Source organism: Sphingopyxis sp. OAS728, assembly GCF_014873485.1.
In the GTDB taxonomy this organism is placed as follows: domain Bacteria; phylum Pseudomonadota; class Alphaproteobacteria; order Sphingomonadales; family Sphingomonadaceae; genus Sphingopyxis.
The window spans coordinates 348,723-369,552 of the sequence record NZ_JADBDT010000001.1 but is presented as its reverse complement, the minus strand read 5'-3'; the positions used below and the strand labels follow the sequence as shown (position 1 = coordinate 369,552).

19 protein-coding genes are annotated in these 20,830 nt (G+C 64.1%); 13 read left to right on the top strand and 6 right to left on the bottom strand.

Features of this window, described 5'->3' with window-relative positions:
- Positions 1 to 3 precede the first annotated feature (3 nt).
- Genes GGC65_RS01860 through GGC65_RS01850 form a run of 3 tightly spaced genes read left to right on the top strand, consistent with a single transcriptional unit; the run spans position 4 to position 2,852 of the window.
- Complete coding sequence (locus GGC65_RS01860; protein WP_192645602.1) at positions 4 to 2,010, top strand: acetyl/propionyl/methylcrotonyl-CoA carboxylase subunit alpha; 2,007 nt, start codon at positions 4 to 6, stop codon at positions 2,008 to 2,010.
- Positions 2,011 to 2,014: 4 nt separating this feature from the next.
- A complete protein-coding gene (locus tag GGC65_RS01855) occupies positions 2,015 to 2,386 on the top strand; it encodes a tRNA-binding protein (RefSeq protein ID WP_192645601.1) in 372 nt (123 codons plus the stop codon).
- A gap of 58 nt (positions 2,387 to 2,444) precedes the next feature.
- Positions 2,445 to 2,852 carry an MAPEG family protein gene (locus GGC65_RS01850; protein ID WP_192645600.1) on the top strand — a complete coding sequence of 136 codons (408 nt, stop codon included), beginning with the start codon at positions 2,445 to 2,447 and terminating at the stop codon, positions 2,850 to 2,852.
- Between the two features lie 85 nt (positions 2,853 to 2,937).
- Here the strand turns inward: GGC65_RS01850 and GGC65_RS01845 are convergent, their stop codons facing one another.
- Positions 2,938 to 3,702, bottom strand: a complete 765-nt coding sequence (locus tag GGC65_RS01845) for a cyclase family protein (protein WP_192645599.1) — start codon at positions 3,700 to 3,702, stop codon at positions 2,938 to 2,940.
- A gap of 112 nt (positions 3,703 to 3,814) precedes the next feature.
- Between GGC65_RS01845 and GGC65_RS01840 the strand changes: the two genes are divergently transcribed.
- Both GGC65_RS01840 and alr read left to right on the top strand, forming a co-directional pair.
- Positions 3,815 to 5,446, top strand: coding sequence for an MFS transporter (locus GGC65_RS01840; RefSeq protein WP_192645598.1), 1,632 nt, complete (start codon positions 3,815 to 3,817; stop codon positions 5,444 to 5,446).
- Positions 5,447 to 5,490: 44 nt separating this feature from the next.
- Positions 5,491 to 6,537: an alanine racemase gene (alr, locus tag GGC65_RS01835; protein WP_192645597.1), complete on the top strand. Its 1,047-nt coding sequence runs from the start codon at positions 5,491 to 5,493 to the stop codon at positions 6,535 to 6,537.
- Here alr and GGC65_RS01830 read toward each other — a convergent pair.
- From GGC65_RS01830 to GGC65_RS01820, 3 genes are all read right to left on the bottom strand, one after another.
- Positions 6,534 to 7,538: a 2OG-Fe(II) oxygenase gene (locus tag GGC65_RS01830; protein WP_192645596.1), complete on the bottom strand. Its 1,005-nt coding sequence runs from the start codon at positions 7,536 to 7,538 to the stop codon at positions 6,534 to 6,536. The two genes, alr and GGC65_RS01830, sit on opposite strands and share 4 nt — an antisense overlap.
- A gap of 83 nt (positions 7,539 to 7,621) precedes the next feature.
- A complete protein-coding gene (locus GGC65_RS01825; RefSeq protein WP_225940633.1) occupies positions 7,622 to 10,699 on the bottom strand; it encodes a TonB-dependent receptor domain-containing protein in 3,078 nt (1,025 codons plus the stop codon).
- Positions 10,700 to 10,948: 249 nt separating this feature from the next.
- Positions 10,949 to 11,188 (bottom strand): hypothetical protein, encoded by a 240-nt coding sequence (locus GGC65_RS01820; RefSeq protein ID WP_192645594.1) that lies wholly within the window; start codon positions 11,186 to 11,188, stop codon positions 10,949 to 10,951.
- A gap of 72 nt (positions 11,189 to 11,260) precedes the next feature.
- On the opposite strand from GGC65_RS01820, the gene phaR reads away from it, so the two are divergent.
- The 6 genes from phaR to GGC65_RS01790 all read left to right on the top strand — a co-directional run bounded on the left by phaR (position 11,261) and on the right by GGC65_RS01790 (position 17,586).
- On the top strand, positions 11,261 to 11,812 hold the full coding sequence (phaR, locus tag GGC65_RS01815) for a polyhydroxyalkanoate synthesis repressor PhaR (RefSeq protein ID WP_192645593.1): 552 nt from the start codon (positions 11,261 to 11,263) through the stop codon (positions 11,810 to 11,812).
- A 43-nt stretch (positions 11,813 to 11,855) separates the two neighbouring features.
- Positions 11,856 to 13,382 carry a proline--tRNA ligase gene (proS, locus tag GGC65_RS01810; protein WP_192645592.1) on the top strand — a complete coding sequence of 509 codons (1,527 nt, stop codon included), beginning with the start codon at positions 11,856 to 11,858 and terminating at the stop codon, positions 13,380 to 13,382.
- 69 nt (positions 13,383 to 13,451) lie between these two features.
- Positions 13,452 to 13,802 carry a DUF6152 family protein gene (locus GGC65_RS01805; RefSeq protein ID WP_192645591.1) on the top strand — a complete coding sequence of 117 codons (351 nt, stop codon included), beginning with the start codon at positions 13,452 to 13,454 and terminating at the stop codon, positions 13,800 to 13,802.
- A gap of 10 nt (positions 13,803 to 13,812) precedes the next feature.
- Positions 13,813 to 14,298: a DUF6644 family protein gene (locus GGC65_RS01800; protein WP_192645590.1), complete on the top strand. Its 486-nt coding sequence runs from the start codon at positions 13,813 to 13,815 to the stop codon at positions 14,296 to 14,298.
- Positions 14,299 to 14,487: 189 nt separating this feature from the next.
- Positions 14,488 to 15,219, top strand: a complete 732-nt coding sequence (locus tag GGC65_RS01795; protein ID WP_192645589.1) for a hypothetical protein — start codon at positions 14,488 to 14,490, stop codon at positions 15,217 to 15,219.
- Between the two features lie 48 nt (positions 15,220 to 15,267).
- Complete coding sequence (locus GGC65_RS01790) at positions 15,268 to 17,586, top strand: ribonuclease R family protein (RefSeq protein WP_192645588.1); 2,319 nt, start codon at positions 15,268 to 15,270, stop codon at positions 17,584 to 17,586.
- A 10-nt stretch (positions 17,587 to 17,596) separates the two neighbouring features.
- On the opposite strand, the gene GGC65_RS01785 is transcribed toward GGC65_RS01790, so the two are convergent.
- A complete protein-coding gene (locus GGC65_RS01785) occupies positions 17,597 to 18,379 on the bottom strand; it encodes a helix-turn-helix domain-containing protein (RefSeq protein WP_192645587.1) in 783 nt (260 codons plus the stop codon).
- A gap of 117 nt (positions 18,380 to 18,496) precedes the next feature.
- On the opposite strand from GGC65_RS01785, the gene GGC65_RS01780 reads away from it, so the two are divergent.
- Complete coding sequence (locus tag GGC65_RS01780) at positions 18,497 to 18,886, top strand: hypothetical protein (RefSeq protein ID WP_192645586.1); 390 nt, start codon at positions 18,497 to 18,499, stop codon at positions 18,884 to 18,886.
- Here the strand turns inward: GGC65_RS01780 and GGC65_RS01775 are convergent, their stop codons facing one another.
- Positions 18,887 to 19,339, bottom strand: coding sequence for a universal stress protein (locus GGC65_RS01775; RefSeq protein WP_192645585.1), 453 nt, complete (start codon positions 19,337 to 19,339; stop codon positions 18,887 to 18,889).
- A gap of 161 nt (positions 19,340 to 19,500) precedes the next feature.
- Between GGC65_RS01775 and GGC65_RS01770 the strand changes: the two genes are divergently transcribed.
- Positions 19,501 to 20,799: a pyruvate dehydrogenase complex dihydrolipoamide acetyltransferase gene (locus GGC65_RS01770; protein ID WP_192645584.1), complete on the top strand. Its 1,299-nt coding sequence runs from the start codon at positions 19,501 to 19,503 to the stop codon at positions 20,797 to 20,799.
- Positions 20,800 to 20,830 lie beyond the last annotated feature (31 nt).

Sequence of the window (20,830 nt, the reverse complement as noted above, 5' to 3'; positions counted from 1 at the left end):
GAAATGTTCAAGAAAATCCTGATCGCCAACCGCGGTGAGATCGCCTGCCGTGTCATCAAGACCGCGCGCCGCATGGGCATCGCGACCGTCGCTGTCTATTCGGACGCCGACGCGCGCGCGCCCTTTGTGCAGATGGCCGACGAAGCGGTGCATATCGGCGCGTCGCCCGCGTCCGAATCCTATCTGATCGCCGACAAGATCATTGCCGCGTGCAAGGCAACGGGCGCCGAGGCGGTGCATCCGGGCTATGGCTTCCTGTCCGAGCGCACCAGCTTCGCCGAGGCGCTGGCGAAGGAAAATATCGCCTTCATCGGCCCGCCGGTGAACGCGATCGCCGCGATGGGCGACAAGATCGAGTCGAAGAAGCTCGCGAAGGAAGCGGGCGTCAACGTCGTCCCCGGCTTCGTCGGCGAGATCCACGATACCGAACATGCTGTCGAGATTTCGAACGAGATCGGCTATCCGGTGATGATGAAGGCGTCCGCCGGTGGCGGCGGCAAGGGCATGCGCCTAGCCTATGACGAAAAGGATGTCCGCGAGGGTTTCGAGGCGACGAAGCGCGAGGGGCTGAACAGCTTCGGCGATGACCGCGTCTTCATCGAGAAGTTCATTTTGAACCCGCGCCACATCGAGATCCAGATCCTCGGCGACCAGCACGGCAACACGCTCTACCTCAACGAGCGCGAATGCAGCATCCAGCGCCGCCACCAGAAGGTGGTCGAGGAAGCGCCATCGCCCTTCGTCTCGCCCGCAATGCGCAAGGCGATGGGCGAGCAGTGCGTCGCGCTGTCGAAGGCGGTCGGCTATTATAGCGCGGGCACGGTCGAACTGATCGTCTCGGGCGCCGACCCGACCGGCGAGAGCTTCTATTTCCTCGAAATGAACACGCGCCTGCAGGTCGAGCATCCGGTGACCGAGGCGATCACCGGCATCGACCTGGTCGAGCAGATGATCCGCGTCGCGGCGGGCGAGAAGCTCGAGATGTCGCAGGACGATGTGAAGATCGACGGCTGGGCGATCGAGAACCGCGTCTATGCCGAGGACCCCTATCGCGGCTTCCTGCCCTCGACCGGGCGGCTCGTGCGCTACCGGACGCCGGTTCCCGCATGGGAAGGCGATGAGCGCGGTCTCGACGGCGTGCGCGTCGATGCGGGGGTCGAGGAGGGCGGCGAGGTGTCGATCTTCTACGACCCGATGATCGCCAAGCTGGTGACATGGGGGAAGACGCGCGACGAAGCTGCCGATTTGCAGATCGCGGCGCTCGACCGCTTCGAGCTCGAAGGGCTCGGCCACAATATCGATTTCGTCTCGGCGATCATGCAGCACCCGCGCTTCCGCTCAGGTGAGCTGACGACGGGCTTCATCGCCGAGGAATATCCCGAGGGTTTCCACGGCGCCCCCACCGATGCCGATGTCACCCGCGCACTCGCGGCGATTGCGGGCTTCATGGCGAGCGCCGAAGCCGACCGCGCCCGCCGCACCGACGGCCAGCTCGGCGACCGGCTCGAACCGCCGGCCAAATGGCAGGTCTCAATCGACGGCACGCCGCACAAGGTCAAGATCGGCGAGAAGCATATCAAGGTCGAGGGCGACCGGATCGACATCGCGCTCGAATATACGCCGGGCGACCGGCTGGTGGTTGCCGAGATCGACGATAGCGAGCTCGCGGTGAAGGTCGCGAAGACGCGCACGGGCTGGAAAATGACCACGCGCGGGCATATCCATGACGTGCGCGTGCTGCCCTGGCACATCGCCTCGCTGTCGTCGCACATGATCGAAAAGGTCCCGCCCGATCTCTCGAAATTCCTCATCTGCCCGATGCCGGGCCTGCTCGTCGCGCTCCACGTCGGCGAGGGCGACAAGGTCGAGGCCGGCCAGCCGCTCGCAACGGTCGAGGCGATGAAGATGGAAAACATCCTCCGCGCCGAAAAGTCGGGGACGGTGAAGACGGTCAACGCCGCTCAGGGCGACAGTCTCGCGGTCGATGCGGTGATCCTGGAGATGGAATGACGTCATGCATGTCAATCACGATCAGGATGCTCCGGCAGCGGAGGCGATCGACTTCGACGATTTCCTCCGCGTCGACATCCGCATCGGCACGATCGTCGAGGCCGAGCCCTTTCCCGAGGCGCGCAAGCCCGCATTCAAGCTGAAGATCGACTTCGGCCCCGCGATCGGGGTGAAGAAAAGCAGCGCGCAGATCGTCGATCGTTATGCCCTCGAAGAACTTGCGGGACGCCAGGTTGCCGCGGTGGTCAACTTCCCGCCGCGCCAGATCGGTAAATTTATGTCCGAAGTTTTGACGCTGGGGTTCGCCGACGAGGAGGGCGCGGTGATCCTGTTCGCACCCGATCGCAGGGTTCCCGACGGATCGCGCCTCTTCTGATCTTCCCGGCGCGGCGCTTGCCCGTTAGACTGCGCGCGGGAAACAGGGGAGAGGGACAATGACTTTACCGGTAACCGCGTTCGTGGCCGCCATTTGCGCCTTGCTGTTGCTTGTCACCGCGATCGATACCGTGCGCCAGCGACTGCGGGTGAAGGCCGCGTTCGGCGACCATGGCGATGCCAAATTGATCAGCGCCAGCCGCGCGCACGGCAATCTCGCCGAATATGCGCCGATCACGATCATCCTGCTCGGGCTGCTCGAAACCGCGCGTGCCAATCATATGGCACTGATGATCATCGGCGCGACCTTCCTGATCGGCCGCGTCGCGCATGTGATCGGCCTCTATACGTCGTCGGAGCCGGGGAAGGCACCGCTCGGGCGGCAGATCGGCGTCCTCGCGACCTTTAGTGCATTGCTCGTGCTGGCCGGTTGGACGTTATGGATTCTGTTCACCAGAAATCTCTAAGCCTTCGTCATGCCGGACTTGATCCGGCATCCATTTCTGCCGCGACGGCATGGACCCCGGGTCAAGTCCGGGGTGACGAAGAAGGCTATTCCACCAACGCCACCGCGCGGATCCAGCCCGCGCTCGCGCGCTCGATCTTCACCGGGAAGCAGCTGAAGGTGAACCCGGTTGCGGGGATCGCGGCGAGGTTGGTGAGCTTCTCGATCTGGTAATAGGGCCGGATGCGCCCCGCCTTATGCCCTTCCCAGATGATCGATGGATCGCGCGTTTCGGCCCATCGCCGCGCGGTGTGACTGAACGGCGCGTCCCAGCTCCACGCGTCGGTGCCGACGACCTGTACCCCGCGCTCGGTCAGGTACAGCGTCGCCTCGGCGCCCATGCCGCAACCCTGATCGGTGAAATTGTCGGTGCCGTAGATCGCGCCGGACTGGACGAGCACGATATCGAGCGGCTGGAGCTCATGCCCGATACGCGCAAGTTCGGCCTCGACCTCGGCGCCGCTCACGACATGCCCGTGCGGGCGGTCCGAGAAATCCAGCTTTACGCCGGGCCGAAAGAAGAGATCGAGCGGTGCCTCGTCGATCGATGGGGCAGGCGAGGTGCCGCTGTCGGTGGTCGAATGATAATGCCAAGGCGCGTCCATATGCGTCCCGTTATGCGTGCTCAGCGACAGCATCTCGACCGCCCAGCCTTCGCCGTCGGGCAAATCCTCGCGCGTCAGCCCCGGAAAGAACATCGCGATCTGCTCCCACGTATTTTCATGGGTCATATAGGTGATGTTGGGGCGCATCACCGGCGGGTCGGATACGACGTCGTTGGTGATCGGAATCGAAAGGTCGATGAACTGCATGACCCTATAGTGCCACCGCGACGAGCCGCCGCCAACAATACTTGCGCATAGGCGCGGTGCGGTTAGAGAAACGCTATGGCCCCGCGCTTTCGACGAGGCCGGGGGAGAGTATATGACCGACGCAGCCGCCGTCGCCGATCATGGCGCGGTCTATCAGCCGAGCGCCAAGGACATCCGCATGGTCATCGCCGCCTCGTCGGCGGGCACCGTGTTCGAATGGTATGACTTCTTTATCTACGGCACGCTTGCGGCGATCATCGGCAAGGCCTTTTTCCCCAGCGACAATGCGACGCTCGAAATCCTGCTCGTCTGGGCGGGGTTCGCGGTCGGTTTCGGTTTCCGGCCCTTGGGCGCGGTGCTGTTCGGCTTTCTCGGCGACCGGCTCGGGCGCAAATATACCTTCCTCGTCACCGTCACCTTGATGGGCATCGCGACCGCAGGCGTCGGCATGATCCCGTCGGCGGCAACGATCGGCATCGCGGCCCCCATCATCGTCATCCTGCTTCGCGTGCTGCAGGGGCTCGCGCTCGGCGGCGAATATGGCGGCGCGGCGGTCTATGTCGCCGAACATTCGCCGCCCGGAAAGCGCGGTTTCTACACCAGCTTCATCCAGGCGAGCGTCGTCGGCGGCTTCGTGCTCAGCCTGATCGTCGTGCTGGGCTGCAAGGCGTTGATGTCCGACACGATCTGGGAAAGCTGGGGCTGGCGCGTGCCCTTCCTGCTCTCGCTGATCCTGCTCGCGATCTCGCTGTGGATGCGCCTCAAACTTTCCGAAAGCCCGGTGTTCCAGGCGATGAAGCAGCAGGGCGAGATCGCCAAGAACCCGGTGAAGGAGAGCTTCACCTATCCAGGCAACCCGCGGCGCATCTTCATCGCGCTGTTCGGCATCGCCGCCGGACTGACGGTGATCTGGTACACCGCGATGTTCTCGGGCCTCGCCTTCCTCAAGGGGCCGATGAAGGTCGAGGACACGGCCGCCGAAATCATCGTCGGAGTGGCGGCCGCGCTCGGCATGGGCTTCTTCATATGGGCGGGCCGCATCTCCGACCGGGTCGGACGGAAAAAGCCGATCGTCTGGGGATATGCCGCGACGCTCGTGCTTCTCTTCCCACTCTTCTGGCTGATGGGCAGCGTGGGCAACCCCGCGCTGACCGCGGCGGCGGAAAAGGCACCGGTGGTCGTCACCGGCTCGCAATGCAGTTTCGATCCCTTTGCGCAGCAACAGGAAACCGTCTGCGGAAAGACCCTCGGCGAACTCACCAAGCTGGGCGTCCCGTACACGGTCGTCGACAGCGGCAGCGGTTTCGACAGCGTCGCGGTGACAATCGGCCGCCGCGAAGTCGCCGGCGAAGATCCCGCGGTCCTGAAACCTGCGCTCGAGGCGATGGGATATGATTTCGAGAAACAGATCCCGGGCGCGCTTGGCATCGCGGTGATCCTCGTCGCGCTACTCGGCCTCAGTGCATTGTCGGGCTTCACCTATGGCCCGGTCGCGGCACTGCTGTCCGAGATGTTTCCTCCGCACGTCCGTTATTCGTCGCTATCGATCCCCTATCATCTAGGGACCGGCTATTTCGGCGGCTTCCTGCCGCTGATCGCGAGCTTCATCATCGCGAAGACCGGCAATGCCTATTCCGGGCTCTGGTACACATGGGGTGTCGTGCTCGTCGCCTTCCTCGTGACGGCCTTCATGCTCAAGGACCCGGTCGAAGGCCAGTGGGACAAGCGCGCTCCGACAACCTGAACATGCCATTGGCGCGACGGTTGAACCCGTATAGGGGCAGGGGGATGATCGAAATCCCGTCGCCGCTCCGCCTCCGTCTCGATCGCGACGCGCTTGTCGCCAACTGGCGCTGGCTCGCCGCGCAAAGCGGCGCTGCCGCATGCGGTGCCGCGATCAAGGCCGATGGCTACAGCCTTGGCGCACGCGACGTCGTCCGCTACCTCGCCGCGGCGGGCTGTCGTGACTTTTTTGTCGCGACCTGGACCGAGGCGGCCGCTTTGATGCCGCTTCAAGAGGGCGTGTCGTTGTCGGTGCTCCACGGCGTCGGCACGAGCGATATGGTCGCCGCGCGGATGCTTCCGGCGCGCCCGGTATTGAACAGCCTCGAACAGGTCGCGCGCTGGCGTGAAGCCGGCGAAGGGCGGCCATGCGACGTGATGATCGATACGGGGATGAGCCGCCTCGGCCTCCGCGTCGACGAAGCCATGGGCGGCGCGCTCGATGGGATTTCTATCGAAACCTTGCTCAGCCACCTCGCATCGGCCGATGAGGACAGCGAGCAGAACGCACGCCAGCTGGCGGCCTTCCGCGCCCTTAGCCAGTCAATCCCCGCCCGACGATATAGCTTGGCGAACAGCGCCGGTATCTGCCTCGGCGCCGACTATGCGTTCGACCTCACGCGCCCCGGCATCGCGCTGTATGGCGGCATCCCGCGGGGCGAAGCGCAGGGACATGTTCGTCAGGTTGTCTACCCTGAAGCGCGCGTACTTCAGGTTCGTACCGTGCGTCAGGGCGAGACGGTCGGTTATGGCGCGACGTGGACGGCTCCTCGCGATGGGTGCGTTGCGATCGCGAATATGGGCTATGCCGATGGCTTTCTGCGCTGCCATGCCGGTTCGGCGGGGGCGGCATGGCAGACACGCGTTCTGCCACTGATCGGCCGCGTGTCGATGGACCTCATCGCCTTCGACGCCGGCAACGCCGCGGCGATAGGCGAGGGCGACTGGCTCGCGCTCGATTACGACCTGCCGACAACAGCCGCGAACAGCGGGCTGTCGCAATATGAACTGCTTACGGCGCTTGGCTCCCGGTTCGACCGGATCTGGACCTAAACCGTCCGCACATGGGGCGAAGGCGTTCGCAGGCCCCAGGGATCGAAGCTCTTTTCCCGAATCCAGCGGGTGCAGATCCATTTGCTTCCGCGCGTCACCGGTTGCCCCGCATGACGGCTTCGTTCGTCGATGCGCCCGTCGGGCAGGGTGTTCACGAAGGAAATGGCATCGCCCTTGCCGCCTTTGATCGCGAGATCGGCGGCCGCAAAGCTCGTTTCTCCGCCGTCATAGCCATCATTGAGATAGGCGATGACCGTTCGGCCGCGCTGGTTCGCTTCGCCCGGCAGGCCATCATGATGCTCGCGATACTGTTGTCCCGGCTCATAACGCAGGACGACGAGCGGCTCGCCCTGATCGACGTGCGTCCGGGTCGCCGCGGCCATGCGCATGTTGAGCGCGTGGACGACCATGTCCTGCTGGATCGGTCCGAGCACCGTCCCGAAGGACGTTCGGATAGGGTTGGGACTCTGGCGCCCCGTCCGGGAATCAACGACGATCGACGGGACAAGCAGCGGCGCCGACAGCGTTATCAAATGCGCGCATTCTTCGGACGAGAAGAGCGCGGAAAACTGTTGCACGTCGGGTGATGCTGCCCGCTCTCGCGCGCCGGGAAGCGAAAGCGGCCGCCCATGCTCGTCAAGGTCCATGCTGTCGATGATCGTCAACTGCCGCGCCGCAAGTGGATCGCTGCGCGCGGCTGCGCGAAGCAGCGCAAGCGCCGCGCGCCAGTCGGGATCGGCTCCTGCGCCGAGGGCGACGAACACGGCATGGGTGATCGCTGCGGTTTTGTGTCCGGCTTCACCGGCTCGCCCGAAGAGCAGGCGTGCCAGCCCGAAATCGCGCCGCACGGGACTGCCGTAAACATGCCAGAGCGCAAGCTCGTTGAGCGCGCCGGCATCGCCACGCCGGGCGGCATCGGATACAAGGTGCACGGCGCGTTCGACGGCGCCGGCGTCGAGCAGGCGCGCCGCCTCGTCGGCAATGGTTGGGTTTTCGGCCATGTCTCTTCCTATCGGGGAAGCGGCACAAAAAAAAGGGGCCGGACTTTTGGTCCGGCCCCCGTTTCTCTTGCTGATCTTGCGGATCAGAACTTGGCGACCACGCCGACATATCCGTAACGTCCGCGGACGTCATAGATACCCGAACCCGCGCCGACACCGGTCAGGCCGAACGGCGGCTGACGGTCGAACAGGTTGTCGACGCCGACATAGACGTTGAACTTGTCGCTCACGTCTGCGTCGAGACGGACATTGTGATACCACACCGCCGGGAACTTCTTGACCTGGGCATAGTCCGGGTTTTCAGCCGGGCGGCCCTGCAGTTCGTTGAAGTCCTCATAGGTGTTCAGATACATGCCGCCGAGGTAGCGCAGTTCGTAGGTAAAGCCGATGTTACCGACGTCGACCTTGGTGCGCAGGTTGAATGCGTCCTTCGGATCGCCGAGTTCTTCGAGGATACGGTTCTCGAAGTTCGGATCGGTCGGGCTCACAAAGTTGCTGCGTTCCAGAACGTGCGTCCACACGCCGTTGACCGAGAGGCTGCCCCAATCGAACGACTTGCGGTAGTTCAGGTTGAAGTCGAGGCCGCGCGCGGTCAGGCTTGCGAAGTTCAGCGTCGACTGAAGGAGGTCACCTTCGACGATGCGGAAATTCTCTTCGCCATTGCCCGTCGCCCCGTTCACGCCGACGCGGTTGAACGCGCCGCAGAAGGCGTTGTTCAGCGTCGGGAGGTCGTAGCACTGGTTGACGATCGTCTGTGCTGCGACAGCCGTGATCACGTTGTCGATCTTGATGTCGTAATAGTCGACCGACAGCGAGAAGCCGGGCAGGAAGCGCGGTTCGAAAACGCCACCGACGGTGAAGCTCTTCGACGTTTCTTCCTTCAGGTCCGGGTTGCCGCCGCTGACGATTTCGAGCGACTGAACATAGACGAAGTCATAGTTCGCCGGACGTCCCTGAGCCGTACAGTTGGCCGCACGGAACTGCGAACCGGCACCGATGTTACGTGCCGAGCACGGATCGGTGAAGTTCGGTGCGAAGTTCTGGCTCTGCTCCGAGAACAGCTCCGAAAGGTTGGGTGCACGAACCGACTTCGAATAGCTGGCGCGGAAGCGGATGTCTTCGATCGGCGAATAGTCGACGCCCGTCGAGTAGGTGTAAACCGTACCCGTCGCGCCCTTGTAGTCGGCGATACGGCCCGAACCGGTAACCGTCAGCGCATGCGCGAACGGCATGTCCTTCAGCAGCGGGATCGAGACTTCGCCGAAGACTTCCTTCACCGAGAAGGTCGACTTCGGGAATTCGGGGATCGCGTTGTAGAAGGCGTAACCGAACTGCGTATCGTCATCGAGATCGTAGTAGTTGGTCTCACGACGATATTCGGCGCCGAGCGAGAAAGCGACCGGACCGCCGGGCAGTTCGAACAGCTGGCTGAGGTCACCCGCGACGAAGCCCGAAGCCACGAACTGGGTGATCTTGCCCTGCGCCTGCGTGTTCTGCAGGACGTACTGGCGCGCGGCAGCCGACGAAGCGCCTTCACCGAACGGGTTGATCGGAACGCACGACGCGATGTCCGAACGCAGACGGTCACGAATATAGATGTCGTCTGCCGACGGGTTCGTGAGCGCGTTGAGCTGGCCAAGCGTGCGGCCGTCGAGGCTCATGTAACCCGCGGTGTTGTTCGGATCGAGCGTTGCACGGCAAACGATGTTGCCGGCGCCGTCACGCGCAGTGTCGAGGCCCAGCAGATAACGCTGGACGTTGACGTTGCCCTTGATCTCGTTGCTTTCCTTGAACTCGCCGTAGTTGCCCGAGATTTCGTAGGTCCAGTCGTCGTTGAAGTCGCCCTTCAGGCCGCCGACAACGCGCCAGGTTTCACGCTCGATACGTTCGTCGCGAATACCGAATTCGGCCCAGTTCTTGCGCAGCGCAAAGCGCGTCGCACCGGTCGGCGTCGCGCCGCCCGCGATAAGCTGCTGCTCAATGATCGCGCGCGCCTGCGGGTTCAGATAGGGGTTGTCGAGACGCGGACGTTCGCGCGGATCGAGCTGACCCAGAGTGGTGCCCTGCGAGAAGAAGGGGCCGCTCTGCGAACCGACGGCGGTCGTCTTGACATATTTCGCTTCGATGAACGGCACGAACGCTTCGGAAACGTCGAAGTGCGCGAGGAGGTTTGCCGAGATACGCTCGAGCGTCGGGGTCAGCGTGACCAGCTTGCCTTCGCGGCCCGAATAGCCGTTGCCGCCGACATAGTTGCCGTTCGGGCCGAGGCCGATGCGCGTGCCCGTCTGCGGGGTCAGCGTACCGTCGGGACGGAACAGGTAGTTACAGGCATAGGCTGCGCCCAGCGGGTCGCGGCCGCAAGCCGCCGTCGGGCTGGTGAAGCCGAGCTGGCCGCCCAGCGAGATCGTCGCCGAACGGATGTCTTCGTAGAAAATACGGTCGAACACGTCGTCGCGGTTCGGCGTCGGGCCGGTCGCGGAGTCGGTGTCGACAACGACGAAGTTGTTGTTCTGGTTGATGTTGCGACCACGGCCCGAAGCCGCATACTGCGACTGATAGGCATATTCGACGTTCAGCGCGACGTTACCGCGACCTTCGGCGAAATTCTTGCCGACCAGCGCCGAGACATACTGGTTGCCTGCATCGCCATAGTCGAGGTTGAGACCGCTCTGCGCGCGCAGCTGGATGCCGTCGTAATTGTCCTTGAGGATGAAGTTCACCACGCCGGCGACGGCGTCCGAACCATAGATCGACGAAGCGCCACCCGTGAGGACGTCCACGCGCTCGATCAGGTCGGTCGGGATGGTGTTGATGTCGGTCGACACGCCGTTCGACAGGATGTCGCCCGCAACGTGGCGACGGCCGTTCACCAGAACCAGCGTGCGCTGGGTGCCGAGACCGCGAAGGTCGAGCAGGTTCAGGCCGCGGGTGCCGAGGAAGCGGGTACCGTTCGACTGGCTGAGCGTGCTGCGGAGCTGCGGCAGGTCGTTGAGGACGTCGCCGATCGAAACCTGGCCGGTTTCAAAGAATTCCTCGCCCGACACGGTCGTGATCGGAACGGTCGATTCAAGGTTCGGCTGGCGGATGCGCGAGCCGGTAACAATGATCGTCGTACCGCCTTCTTCCGCAACTTCGTCCGCCGGAGCGGTTCCCTGTGCCATCGCGGGCATTGCGCTAAACAAAGCAAGAGTCAGGGCAGAGCCCTGAACTAGCAGGCTAGTCTTCTTCATGATGTAATTCCCCGGTTGCCCGTTCAGAAAATGGGAGTGAACGGATTGGGCCCTAGAAAGACCGAAATTTCGGGGGGCACAAGCTTTTGATGAAGTTTTTCTGACAGTCCGCCGACTCCGGTGCCACGCTGTGGCTTTTTCGCAACAGATCAGCCGTCGCGTCCGGGCGGTCGCTTGGAATCAAAGTGCCTGTCTGTGAAATGAATGGCTGCCATTCCCGATTCCGGACACCAAAAATGCCATGGATATGATTTCCATTGAAACTAAATTGCGCACAGGCGGAGCGATGCTCCCAAGCGGCGCCCGATTGCGGAAAGCTGCGCATGCGCGCCGCTTGGGGGTCGGCGCGCCGTCCACCAGCGCCGAATCGATCACAAAAGGTTCGACTCCCGTGAATCTGCGCATGTTGCGGCGCATCATTATTTGATGCTAATGCGGGTTTCGAACACCGGGCGGCGCGATCGACCGGGAACACAAGGAGCGCGGGTCAAGATGGCGAAGTCCAGGGCGGGGGCGACGGAAGATGACGTCGTCACGATCAAGAAATACGCCAATCGGCGACTCTACGACACCGAACGCAGCTGTTACATCACGCTGGAAGATCTGGGCACCATGGTCCGCGACGGTCGCGATTTCCGCGTCGTCGATGCCAAGAGCGGCGACGACATCACGCATAATGTCCTGACGCAAATCATCATGGACGAGGAAACGCGCGGCGAAACATTGCTGCCGGTCAATTTCCTCCGCCACCTGATCGGCATGTACGGCGACAAGATGCAGTCGATGGTGCCGCAATATCTCGAAGCGTCGATGACCGCGTTCCGCAAGAACCAGCAGGATGTCCGCTCGGCGCTCGAAGGCGCGCTGGGATCGAACCCGCTTGCTGAACTGACGCGCCGCAATATGGAGATGTTCCAGCAGGCGGCGGGAGCCTTCATGCCAGGCGCCGGCGGCAGCAAGGCCAAGGACGCCGAGATTGCCGCACTCAAGGCCGAGGTCGCTGAACTCAAGGCCGCGCTCGCCCAAAAGAAGCAGCAGAATTAATCGGGCCGCCAACGCGCCCCAGCTACGGAAAATACGAAATATCATGGTCAAACATGCGCTCAGCGTAACCCGGCAGGCCGACTTCGCGGCCTGGTATCAGGATGTCATTGCCGAAGCCGATCTTGCCGAGGAATCGGGCGTCCGCGGCTGCATGGTCATCAAGCCGTGGGGCTATGGCATCTGGGAACGCATCCAGACGGTGATGGACGCCGCGATCAAGGACGCCGGGGTCCAGAACGCCTATTTCCCGCTCTTCATTCCCTTAAGCTTCTTTGAGAAGGAAGCCGACCATGTCGATGGTTTTGCAAAGGAAATGGCAGTCGTCACGCACCACCGCCTGATCCAGGACGGCAAGGGCAAGCTGATCCCCGACCCCGAGGCGAAGCTCGAGGAACCGCTGATCGTCCGCCCGACGTCGGAGACGGTGATTGGCAATGCGATGAGCCGCTGGGTGCAGAGCTGGCGCGACCTGCCGCTCAAGGTCAACCAGTGGGCGAACGTCGTGCGCTGGGAAATGCGCACGCGCATGTTCCTGCGCACCAGCGAATTCCTGTGGCAGGAAGGCCATACCGCGCACGCCGACAAGGACGACGCGATGGCCGAAACGCTGCGCGCGCTCGAAATGTACCGCAGCTTCGCCGAGGATGTCCTCGCGATGCCCGTGATCGCCGGCGAAAAGCCCGAAAATGAGCGTTTCCCGGGCGCGGTCGCGACCTATTCGATCGAAGCGATGATGCAGGACGGCAAGGCGCTGCAGGCCGGCACGTCACACTATCTCGGCACCGGCTTCGCCGAGGCGGCGAACATCCGTTACCAGGACAAGGACGGCGGCCACAGCCTCTGCCACACGACGAGCTGGGGCACGTCGACGCGCATGATCGGCGGCGTCATCATGACGCATGGCGACGACGATGGCCTCCGCTGTCCGCCGCGCATAGCGCCGCACCAGATCGTCATCGTGCCGATGCTGCGCGACAATGAAGAGGACGCCGCAATCCTCGATTATTGCCGCGACCTCGAAGTCCAGCTGAAGGCGCTCGACGCGTTCCGCGAGCCCGTGCGCGTACTGCTCGATGCGAGCGCGAACAAGGCGCAGACCAAGCGCTGGGGCTGGGTCAAGAAGGGCGCGCCGATCATCGTCGAAATTGGCCCGCGCGACGTCGCCGGCGGCAATGTCGCGGTGATCCGCCGCGACCGGCTCTACAAGGACGACGGCAAGCTCAACTCGGCATTCGTCGCGAAGGGCGAGTTCGTGGCCGCGGCCGTCGCCACGCTGGAAGATATCCAGTCGAACCTCCACGCCGAGGCGAAAGATCGCCTGCACGCGAACATCCGCCGCGACGTAACCGACCTCAAGGCGCATTTCGCCGGCGACGACAAGTTCGTCGGCTGGGCCGAGGTGCAATGGTCGCGCCCGACCGGCGCGGCGCTCGAGGCGATCGTGACGCAGCTCAAGGCGCTCAAGCTGACGATGCGCAATACTCCGCTCGACGCGGCCCCGGCGGACGGCGCCTGCTTCTTCACCGGCGAGCCGGCAGTCGAGCGCGTGCTCATCGGGCGGACTTACTGATCGACGGGTGCTTGCGCCGGAAGCCGCGCGTCATTAGCCTTTGGCCCGAGGGGCGGAAGGAGACACAAGATGCGTTTTCCCGTGCTGATCGCGGCTACGACCTTGGCGTTGGCCGCATTACCCGTCGCCGCCCATCACGGCTGGTCCTCCTATGACGAGACCAAGCCGGTCACCCTGACAGCGTCCTTTACGCAACTGTCGTGGGGCAATCCGCACGGCAGCGCCAAGATGCGCTGGAAAGGCAAGCTTTGGGACGTCATTCTGGCGCCGACGGGCAGGATGGAAGCGCGCGGACTGACGCGCGCCGAGATCGAGCCGGGCAAGCGTATCCGCTTGACGGGCTATGTCCGGCGTGACGGCGCGACCGAAATGCGTGTGGAGCGCATCATGATCGGCCAGAAAACGGTCGAGCTACGCTGAGGCGGCCGGCGTGGAGCCAGCGCTGACGGCAGCTGCGGCGTGGCTCGATGCGGTCGGCATCGGGCCCTGGTCGCGCGGTTCGGCGCTCGTATATCCGATTGCAAACAGCCTGCATTTGCTCGGTCTCGTCATGCTGATGGGCGGGATCGGCGTCGTCGATCTGCGCATCATCGGCCTGTGGCGGTCCTTGCCGCTGGCCGGCCTGTCGCGCGCACTCACGCCCGTCGCCATCGCCGGGCTGGTCCTGATGGTGGTCAGCGGAGCGATCCTGTTCGCCGCCGACGGCACCGCGCTGGCACGATCCGCTATTTTCGAACGAAAACTAATCATCGTTGCCGCAGCTCTAGCGAACGCTGCCGCCTTTCGGCTGATATGGGGGGCGCATATCGCGGGCTGGGCGGGTACCGCGCCCGGTGTCGCGCGGGCGATGGCTACGGCTTCGCTGCTTCTCTGGCTTGCGGCGGGTGCGTCGGGGCGCTGGATCGCCTATAGCTGACGGTGCCGGGGGTCGCGCTGCGGCCGGCATGTTCGGCCGCCACAGATATAAAACCGCATGCCAAACCGGCGATGAAACCGGTTCGGCGCCCGTCACAATTCTGGTAGAATGCCACCGCAAGGTCGGGCGATGCATCCGGCCTGCGGCGGGGCGCATTCTGTTTCGGACGTTTTGACAGGGGAAATGGTCATGAAGAAACAATTTGCCGGCTCGACGATCATCACGGCGATGCTGCTTGGCAGCATTGCTCCCGCCGCGGCCAAACCGCCATCGGACATCGCCGATCTTCCGGGCTCGCGCGCCGCGGGCGCGGAAACGGCAATGGAATCGCGCGGCTATGAAATGACGAAGACGAGCGGCGGTGCGCAATATTGGTGGAACAGCGGCACGAAAACCTGCGTCGCGGTCGTCGTATCGAACGGACGCTATTCGAAGGTCGACAAGACCGACAGCGGCAATTGCGGCCACGGCGGAGGCGGCGACGCTGCCGCAGCGGTCGGTGCGATCGCGGCCGTCGGCCTGATCGCGGCGCTCGCGAGCCACAAGAAGAAGCATGGCGATCATGGCGACGCCAACCATGATGGCGACTATTCGCGCGGTTATAATGATGGCCTCTATGGCGGCCAGTACGACCGCAACGACAGCGAGGCCTATCACGACGGCTTCATGGCGGGCGAGCAGGAGGCGTCGAACCGCCGCATGGCGAACCGCAATTATGCGCGCGGCGGCCCCGATGCGGCACGCGCCGCATGCGAGCGTCGGGCCGATCAATATCAAAACGCACCCTGGGGCAGCAGCGTCGCGGTCAGCCAGCGTACGACGGGCGGCGGCAATTATGAGTTCACGATGGCGACCGGCCATTATCGCTCGACCTGCAAGGCAAGCCCTTCGGGGCAGGTCATCGACATTTCGCCCTATTAATCGGGCATGGGGGTGACGGGCCGCCCGTTACCCCTTATCCGCGGCAGTATGGCCCGCAAACAATATCACGGACTGCCGACGCCCGAGCAGATCCTTCGCTTCATCGAAGAGAGCAAGGAGGCGGTCGGCAAGCGCGAGATCGCGAAGCATTTCGCGCTCCACGGCAACGACAAGATTGCGCTGAAGGCGCTGCTCAAGGACATGACCGACGAGGGGCTCGTCGATCTGGCCCCCGGACGCGCCTTTCACAAGCATGGCGGTCTGCCGCGCGTGACCGTACTCCGCGTCGTCGCAATCGAGGGCAGCAACCTCTGGGCGGTGCCCGACCGTTGGGAAGGTGCTGGGCCTGCTCCGCGCCTGCGCGTGATGGAACAGGGGCGAAAAGGGGCCTTGGGCATCGGAGACCGTATCCTCGCGCGCACCGAGGAACGCGGCAGTGGCCATGTCGCGCATCCGATGAAGCGCTTGGCCGCGAGCGCCGAGATGGTGATCGGCGTGCTCGTCGAGGACGTCGGTCCCGGCGGCAAGCCGATGATCTGGCTGCGCCCCGCCGATAAGCGCGCGCGCTACGACTTTGCCGTCGCCGACAAGGGCGATGCCAATATTGGCGACCTCGTCCGCGCCGAAATCACCGGGCGCGGCGCAGCGATCAAGGCAAAGGTCATCGACCGCATCGGTGATCCCTTCGCGCCCCGCTCGCTGAGCATGATCGCGATCGCGCGGCACGAAATTCCGCATGTCTTCGGCGCCGAAACGCTCGCCGAGGCCGAGAAAGCGGCAAAACTGCCGCTCAACCCTGACGGGCGCGAGGATCTGCGCGGCCTGCCGATCGTCGCGATCGACCCGATCGACGCGCGCGACCATGACGATGCCGTCTGGGCAGTCCCCGATGACCAGCCGGGCAATAAGGACGGCTTCCGCGCGATCGTCGCGATCGCCGACGTCAGCTATTATTTCCGCCCCGACGGCGATCTCGACCGTGAGGCGCGGCGGCGCGGTAACAGCGTCTATTTCCCCGACCGGGTCGTGCCGATGCTTCCGGAGACATTGTCGGCGGGAGTGTGCTCGCTCAAGGCCGGCGAGGATCGCGCCGCGATGGCGTGCCATCTCGTCATCGACAAGCATGGCAAGGTGACGTCATGGCGTTTCAATCGCGCGCTCGTCCGGCTGCGCGCGAACATCGCTTACGAGCATGCGCAGGCGGCCTATGACGCCGATGCGCCGCGCGACGAATGGGACGCCGATGTGCTCCCGACGCTCAAGAACCTGTGGGCTTGCTGGGCGCTGCTCGCGAAGGCGCGCGCTGCGCGCGACCCGCTCGACCTCGACCTGCCCGAACGCCAGGTCATTCTCGACGAACAGGGCAGCATCGCCGAGATCCGCGTCCGCGACCGGCTCGATTCGATGCGGCTGATCGAGGATTATATGATCGCGGCGAACGTCGCGGCAGCGAAGGCGCTCGAGGCGAAGAAGTCGCCCGTCATGTATCGGATCCACGAGCCACCAAGCCGCGAAAAGCTTGTCGGGCTCAAGGATTATCTCGAAACCTTCGAACGAAGCTTCGCGCTCGGGCAGGTCATCACGCCCGCGGTGTTCAATCGCCTGATCGACGGCTTTTCCGAAGACGACCGCTTGCCGGAGATCATGCAGGCGATTTTGCGCAGCCAGACGCAGGCCTATTACGGCCCAGCCAATGCGGGTCATTTCGGGCTGGCGCTCGGCTCCTACGCGCATTTCACGTCGCCGATCCGCCGCTACGCCGATCTCATCGTCCATCGCGCGCTAGTCGATTCCTACAAGCTCGAAGTGCCGGGCAAACCCAAAGATTTGCCAGCTCGCACGGGGCTGGGGGAAGCCGACGCGAAAGGCCTGTCACGCATCGGCGAGGCGATCAGCGCGCTCGAACGCCGCGCGATGGAGGCCGAGCGCGAGACCGTTGACCGTTATGTCGCGGCTTATCTCGCGACCAAGACCGGCGAGATCGTCGTCGCGCGGATCACGGGCGTGCAGCCCTTCGGATTCTTTGCCACCGTCGACGGGCTTGGTGGTGACGGGCTGGTACCGGTCTCGACACTCGGCAGCGAACGCTTTTTCTACGACGAGGCGGCACGCAGCCTCGACAGCGAGCATGGTCGCGTCAGTTACACGACCGGCCAACGAATCGAGTTGCGACTGATGGACGCCAATCCAGTCAGCGGCGCGCTGCGCTTCGAATTGCCCGATGCGCCCGAAGGCGGGTTCCGAAATCGCCCGCCGCGACGCGACGGCATAACGGGGAAGGGACCGCGAAAGGACAAGGCCGGCAAGCATATGGTCGGCAAGCGCGGTCGCCCTGCGAACATCAAGCACAAGGGCAAGCGCCGCTAATCCATCGGCGTTATCGGTCAGCCAGCTTCTGCAATAGGGCCGCACTCTCGGCGTCGGCAGGGAAGAAGGCTTCGATCGCCAGTTCCGACAGCGTGATATCGACCGGCGTCCCGAAAATGGTCACGGTCGAGACAAAGCGAATCTGTCCCATCGGCGTGTCGAGGATCAGCGGCACTGCAATGCCGTTCGCCGCGCCGCGATGATGCTCTTCGGACTCGGCCGGATAGCCGGCCAATTCGGCACGCAATTCAATCAGTCCGGCATCGCCGCTCGCATCGATCTGGTGGTCGAGCCGCTCGAGCAAATGCGCGCGCCACTCGCCGCGGTTGGCGATATGCGGCGCAAGCCCCTCGGGATGGAGCGCAATCCGCAACACGTTGACGGGCGGTTCGAAAAGGTGCGGGGCGGCAAGCTGCGCGAGAATTTCGACCGCGCCGTTCGCGGCGATCATGTTCCAGTGGCGGTCTACCGCGAGGGCGGGGTAGGGCTCGTGCCCCTTCAGCACATGCTCGACGATCGCGCGCATACCCGCCATCTCATCGCTGTCGAGCGGCCGCTCCTGATAGTCGGGGGCGTAGCCCGCCGCGAGCAACAGCGCGTTGCGCGCGCGGTGCGGCACCTCGAGGCAATCGGCGATCCGCTGCAACATTTGCGCGCTCGGCTTCGACCGCCCCGTTTCGATGAAGCTCAGGTGCCGCGTCGAGATTTCGGTATCGAGCGCCAGGTCCATCTGGCTCATCCGGCGGCGGGTGCGCCATTCGCGCAATTGTTCGCCCAGCGTCGCGACTTGCATGATCGTCTCCTTCGTCCGGAGAGCTATACCTCCGCCTTCCGCGTTTCCATTACCTCCGGCGTAATCGACGTCATTCACTTTCGAGTCCAGTTTGAGGGGGTCGAAAGGAGAACCACTATGTCGATCCTCAATCTCAAGAATATCCTCGTTGCCGATGCGCTCACCTGCTCGGCCGTCTTTGCCGCCGGCCTCTTAGCCGCTGAGCCGTTGGGCGCGCTGCTCGGGCTACCTGCGAATATCGTGTCGATCGGGGGCTGGATTTGCCTCGCGGCGGCGCTCCTGATGGTCGTCGCCGCACTTCAGAAGGTACCGAGCCCCGCGCTGGTCAAGCTTATCGCATTCGGCAACCTCGGCTGGGTCGCGGCGAGCTTCGCCGTGGTCGCGACCTTTGCCGCAGGGATGACGGGCCTCGGCATCGCGGTCGTCATCGCGCAGGCCCTAGGCGTTCTCGGCTTCGCCATCCTCGAATGGAAAGATGCGGCCGTGCCGCGCTCGCTCGTGGTCTGACTAACTCAGTGCATCGAGCCGGGCGATATCGATCCCACCCGGCACCAGCATCACCGGACAGGGAAGCGTCCCCGCATCCTGTCCGGTGAAATGCGCGACCAGCGGCCCCGGTGCCCCGGTCGCGGCGGTCGCCAGCACCAGCGCCGCAATCTCGTCGCTCGCACCGATCACTTCGCGCACGACCTCTGCGGGTTTGCCCGACTTGATCAGGGTCTGTGGCGTGACACCTTCCTGCACCACGGCATCGGAGGCGGCCGCGACGAGTTCCTCCGCATGTTCGCGGCATTCGGCCTCGATCGTCGCCTGAACGCCACCGAACGCGACGAAATCCTGCGGCGGGATGATCGCAAGTATGATGACGCCGCCGCCCGTCCGCGCCGCGCGCCGCGCCGCAAAGCGCAGCCCCAGCGCCGACTCCGGACTGTCGTCGATCACCACCAGATATGTACGCATCACCCCGACCCCTCGTGTTTTTGCTTGGCGCAAAGAGTGCGTCACATTCGTATGAAACGCAAGCTGGGCCGCTGGACCTTGCTCGATGCAAGGCTTATGGCGAAAGAAGAATCCGTAGCGGCAGGCCCCCGCCTGCAAGACTGACAGGGACAAGCCCGAATATGCCAATCGAACTCAAAATGCCCGCTCTCTCGCCGACGATGGAGGAGGGCACCCTTGCCAAATGGCTGGTCAAGGAAGGCGACACGGTCAAATCGGGCGACCTGCTCGCCGAGATCGAAACCGACAAGGCGACGATGGAGTTCGAAGCGGTCGACGAAGGCACGGTTGCCCAGATCCTCGTCGCCGAAGGCACCGACAATGTGAAGGTCGGCACCGTGATCGCGGTGATCGCGGGCGAGGATGAAGACGCGTCGAGCGCCAAGGCTGCTCCGGCGCCGGCTCCCGCCGCGGCGGCACCGAAGGCCGAGGCACCCGCACCCGCCGCTGCGCCTGCGCCGACGCCCGCACCGGCTCCAGCGGCAGTTCCCGCTGCCTCGGGCGACCGCATCAAGGCCAGCCCGCTTGCCAAGCGCCTTGCCGCCGAACAGGGTATCGACCTCAAGAGCCTGACCGGCACCGGCCCCGGCGGCCGCATCGTCAAGGCCGACCTCGAAGGCGCGCCCGCTGGCGCCGCAGCACCCGCTGCGACCGCCGCGCCGGCTCCCGCCGCCGCCGCTCCGGCAGCTACCCCTGCACCGGCAACCGCCGGTTCCATCCCCGATTTCGGCATCCCGCACGAGGACGAAAAGCTGTCGGGCATGCGCAAGACGATCGCGCGCCGCCTGACCGAGTCGATGCAGCAATCGCCGCACATCTACCTCACCGTCGATATCCGCCTCGACGCGCTGCTCAAGCTGCGCGGCGAGCTCAACGCCAGCCTCGAAAGCCGCGGCGTCAAACTCAGCGTCAACGACATGCTGATCAAGGCGCTCGCGGTCGCGCTCGAACGCGTCCCCGCTTGCAACGTCAGCTTCGGCGGCGATGTGATGCGGCAGTACAAGCGCGCCGACATCTCGGTTGCGGTCAGCATCCCGGGCGGCCTGATCACTCCGATCATTGTCGATGCGGGCGGCAAGTCGATGTCGAAAATCTCGACCGAAATGTCCGAACTCGCGGCGAAGGCGAAGGAAGGCAAGCTCCAGCCCAGCGAATATCAGGGCGGCACCGCCTCGATCTCGAACATGGGCATGATGGGGATCAAGCAGTTCACCGCAGTGATCAACCCGCCGCAGGCGATGATCATGGCGATCGGTGCGGGCGAGAAGCGCCCGTACATCGTCGACGACGCGCTCGCGATGGCGACCGTGATGTCGGCGACCGGCAGCTTCGACCACCGCGCGATCGACGGCGCCGACGGCGCGCTGCTGATGAAGACCTTCAAGGAACTGGTGGAGAACCCGCTGGGGCTGGTGGCTTGATCGCGGGACGAGCCCGTTTGCGCTCGTCTCT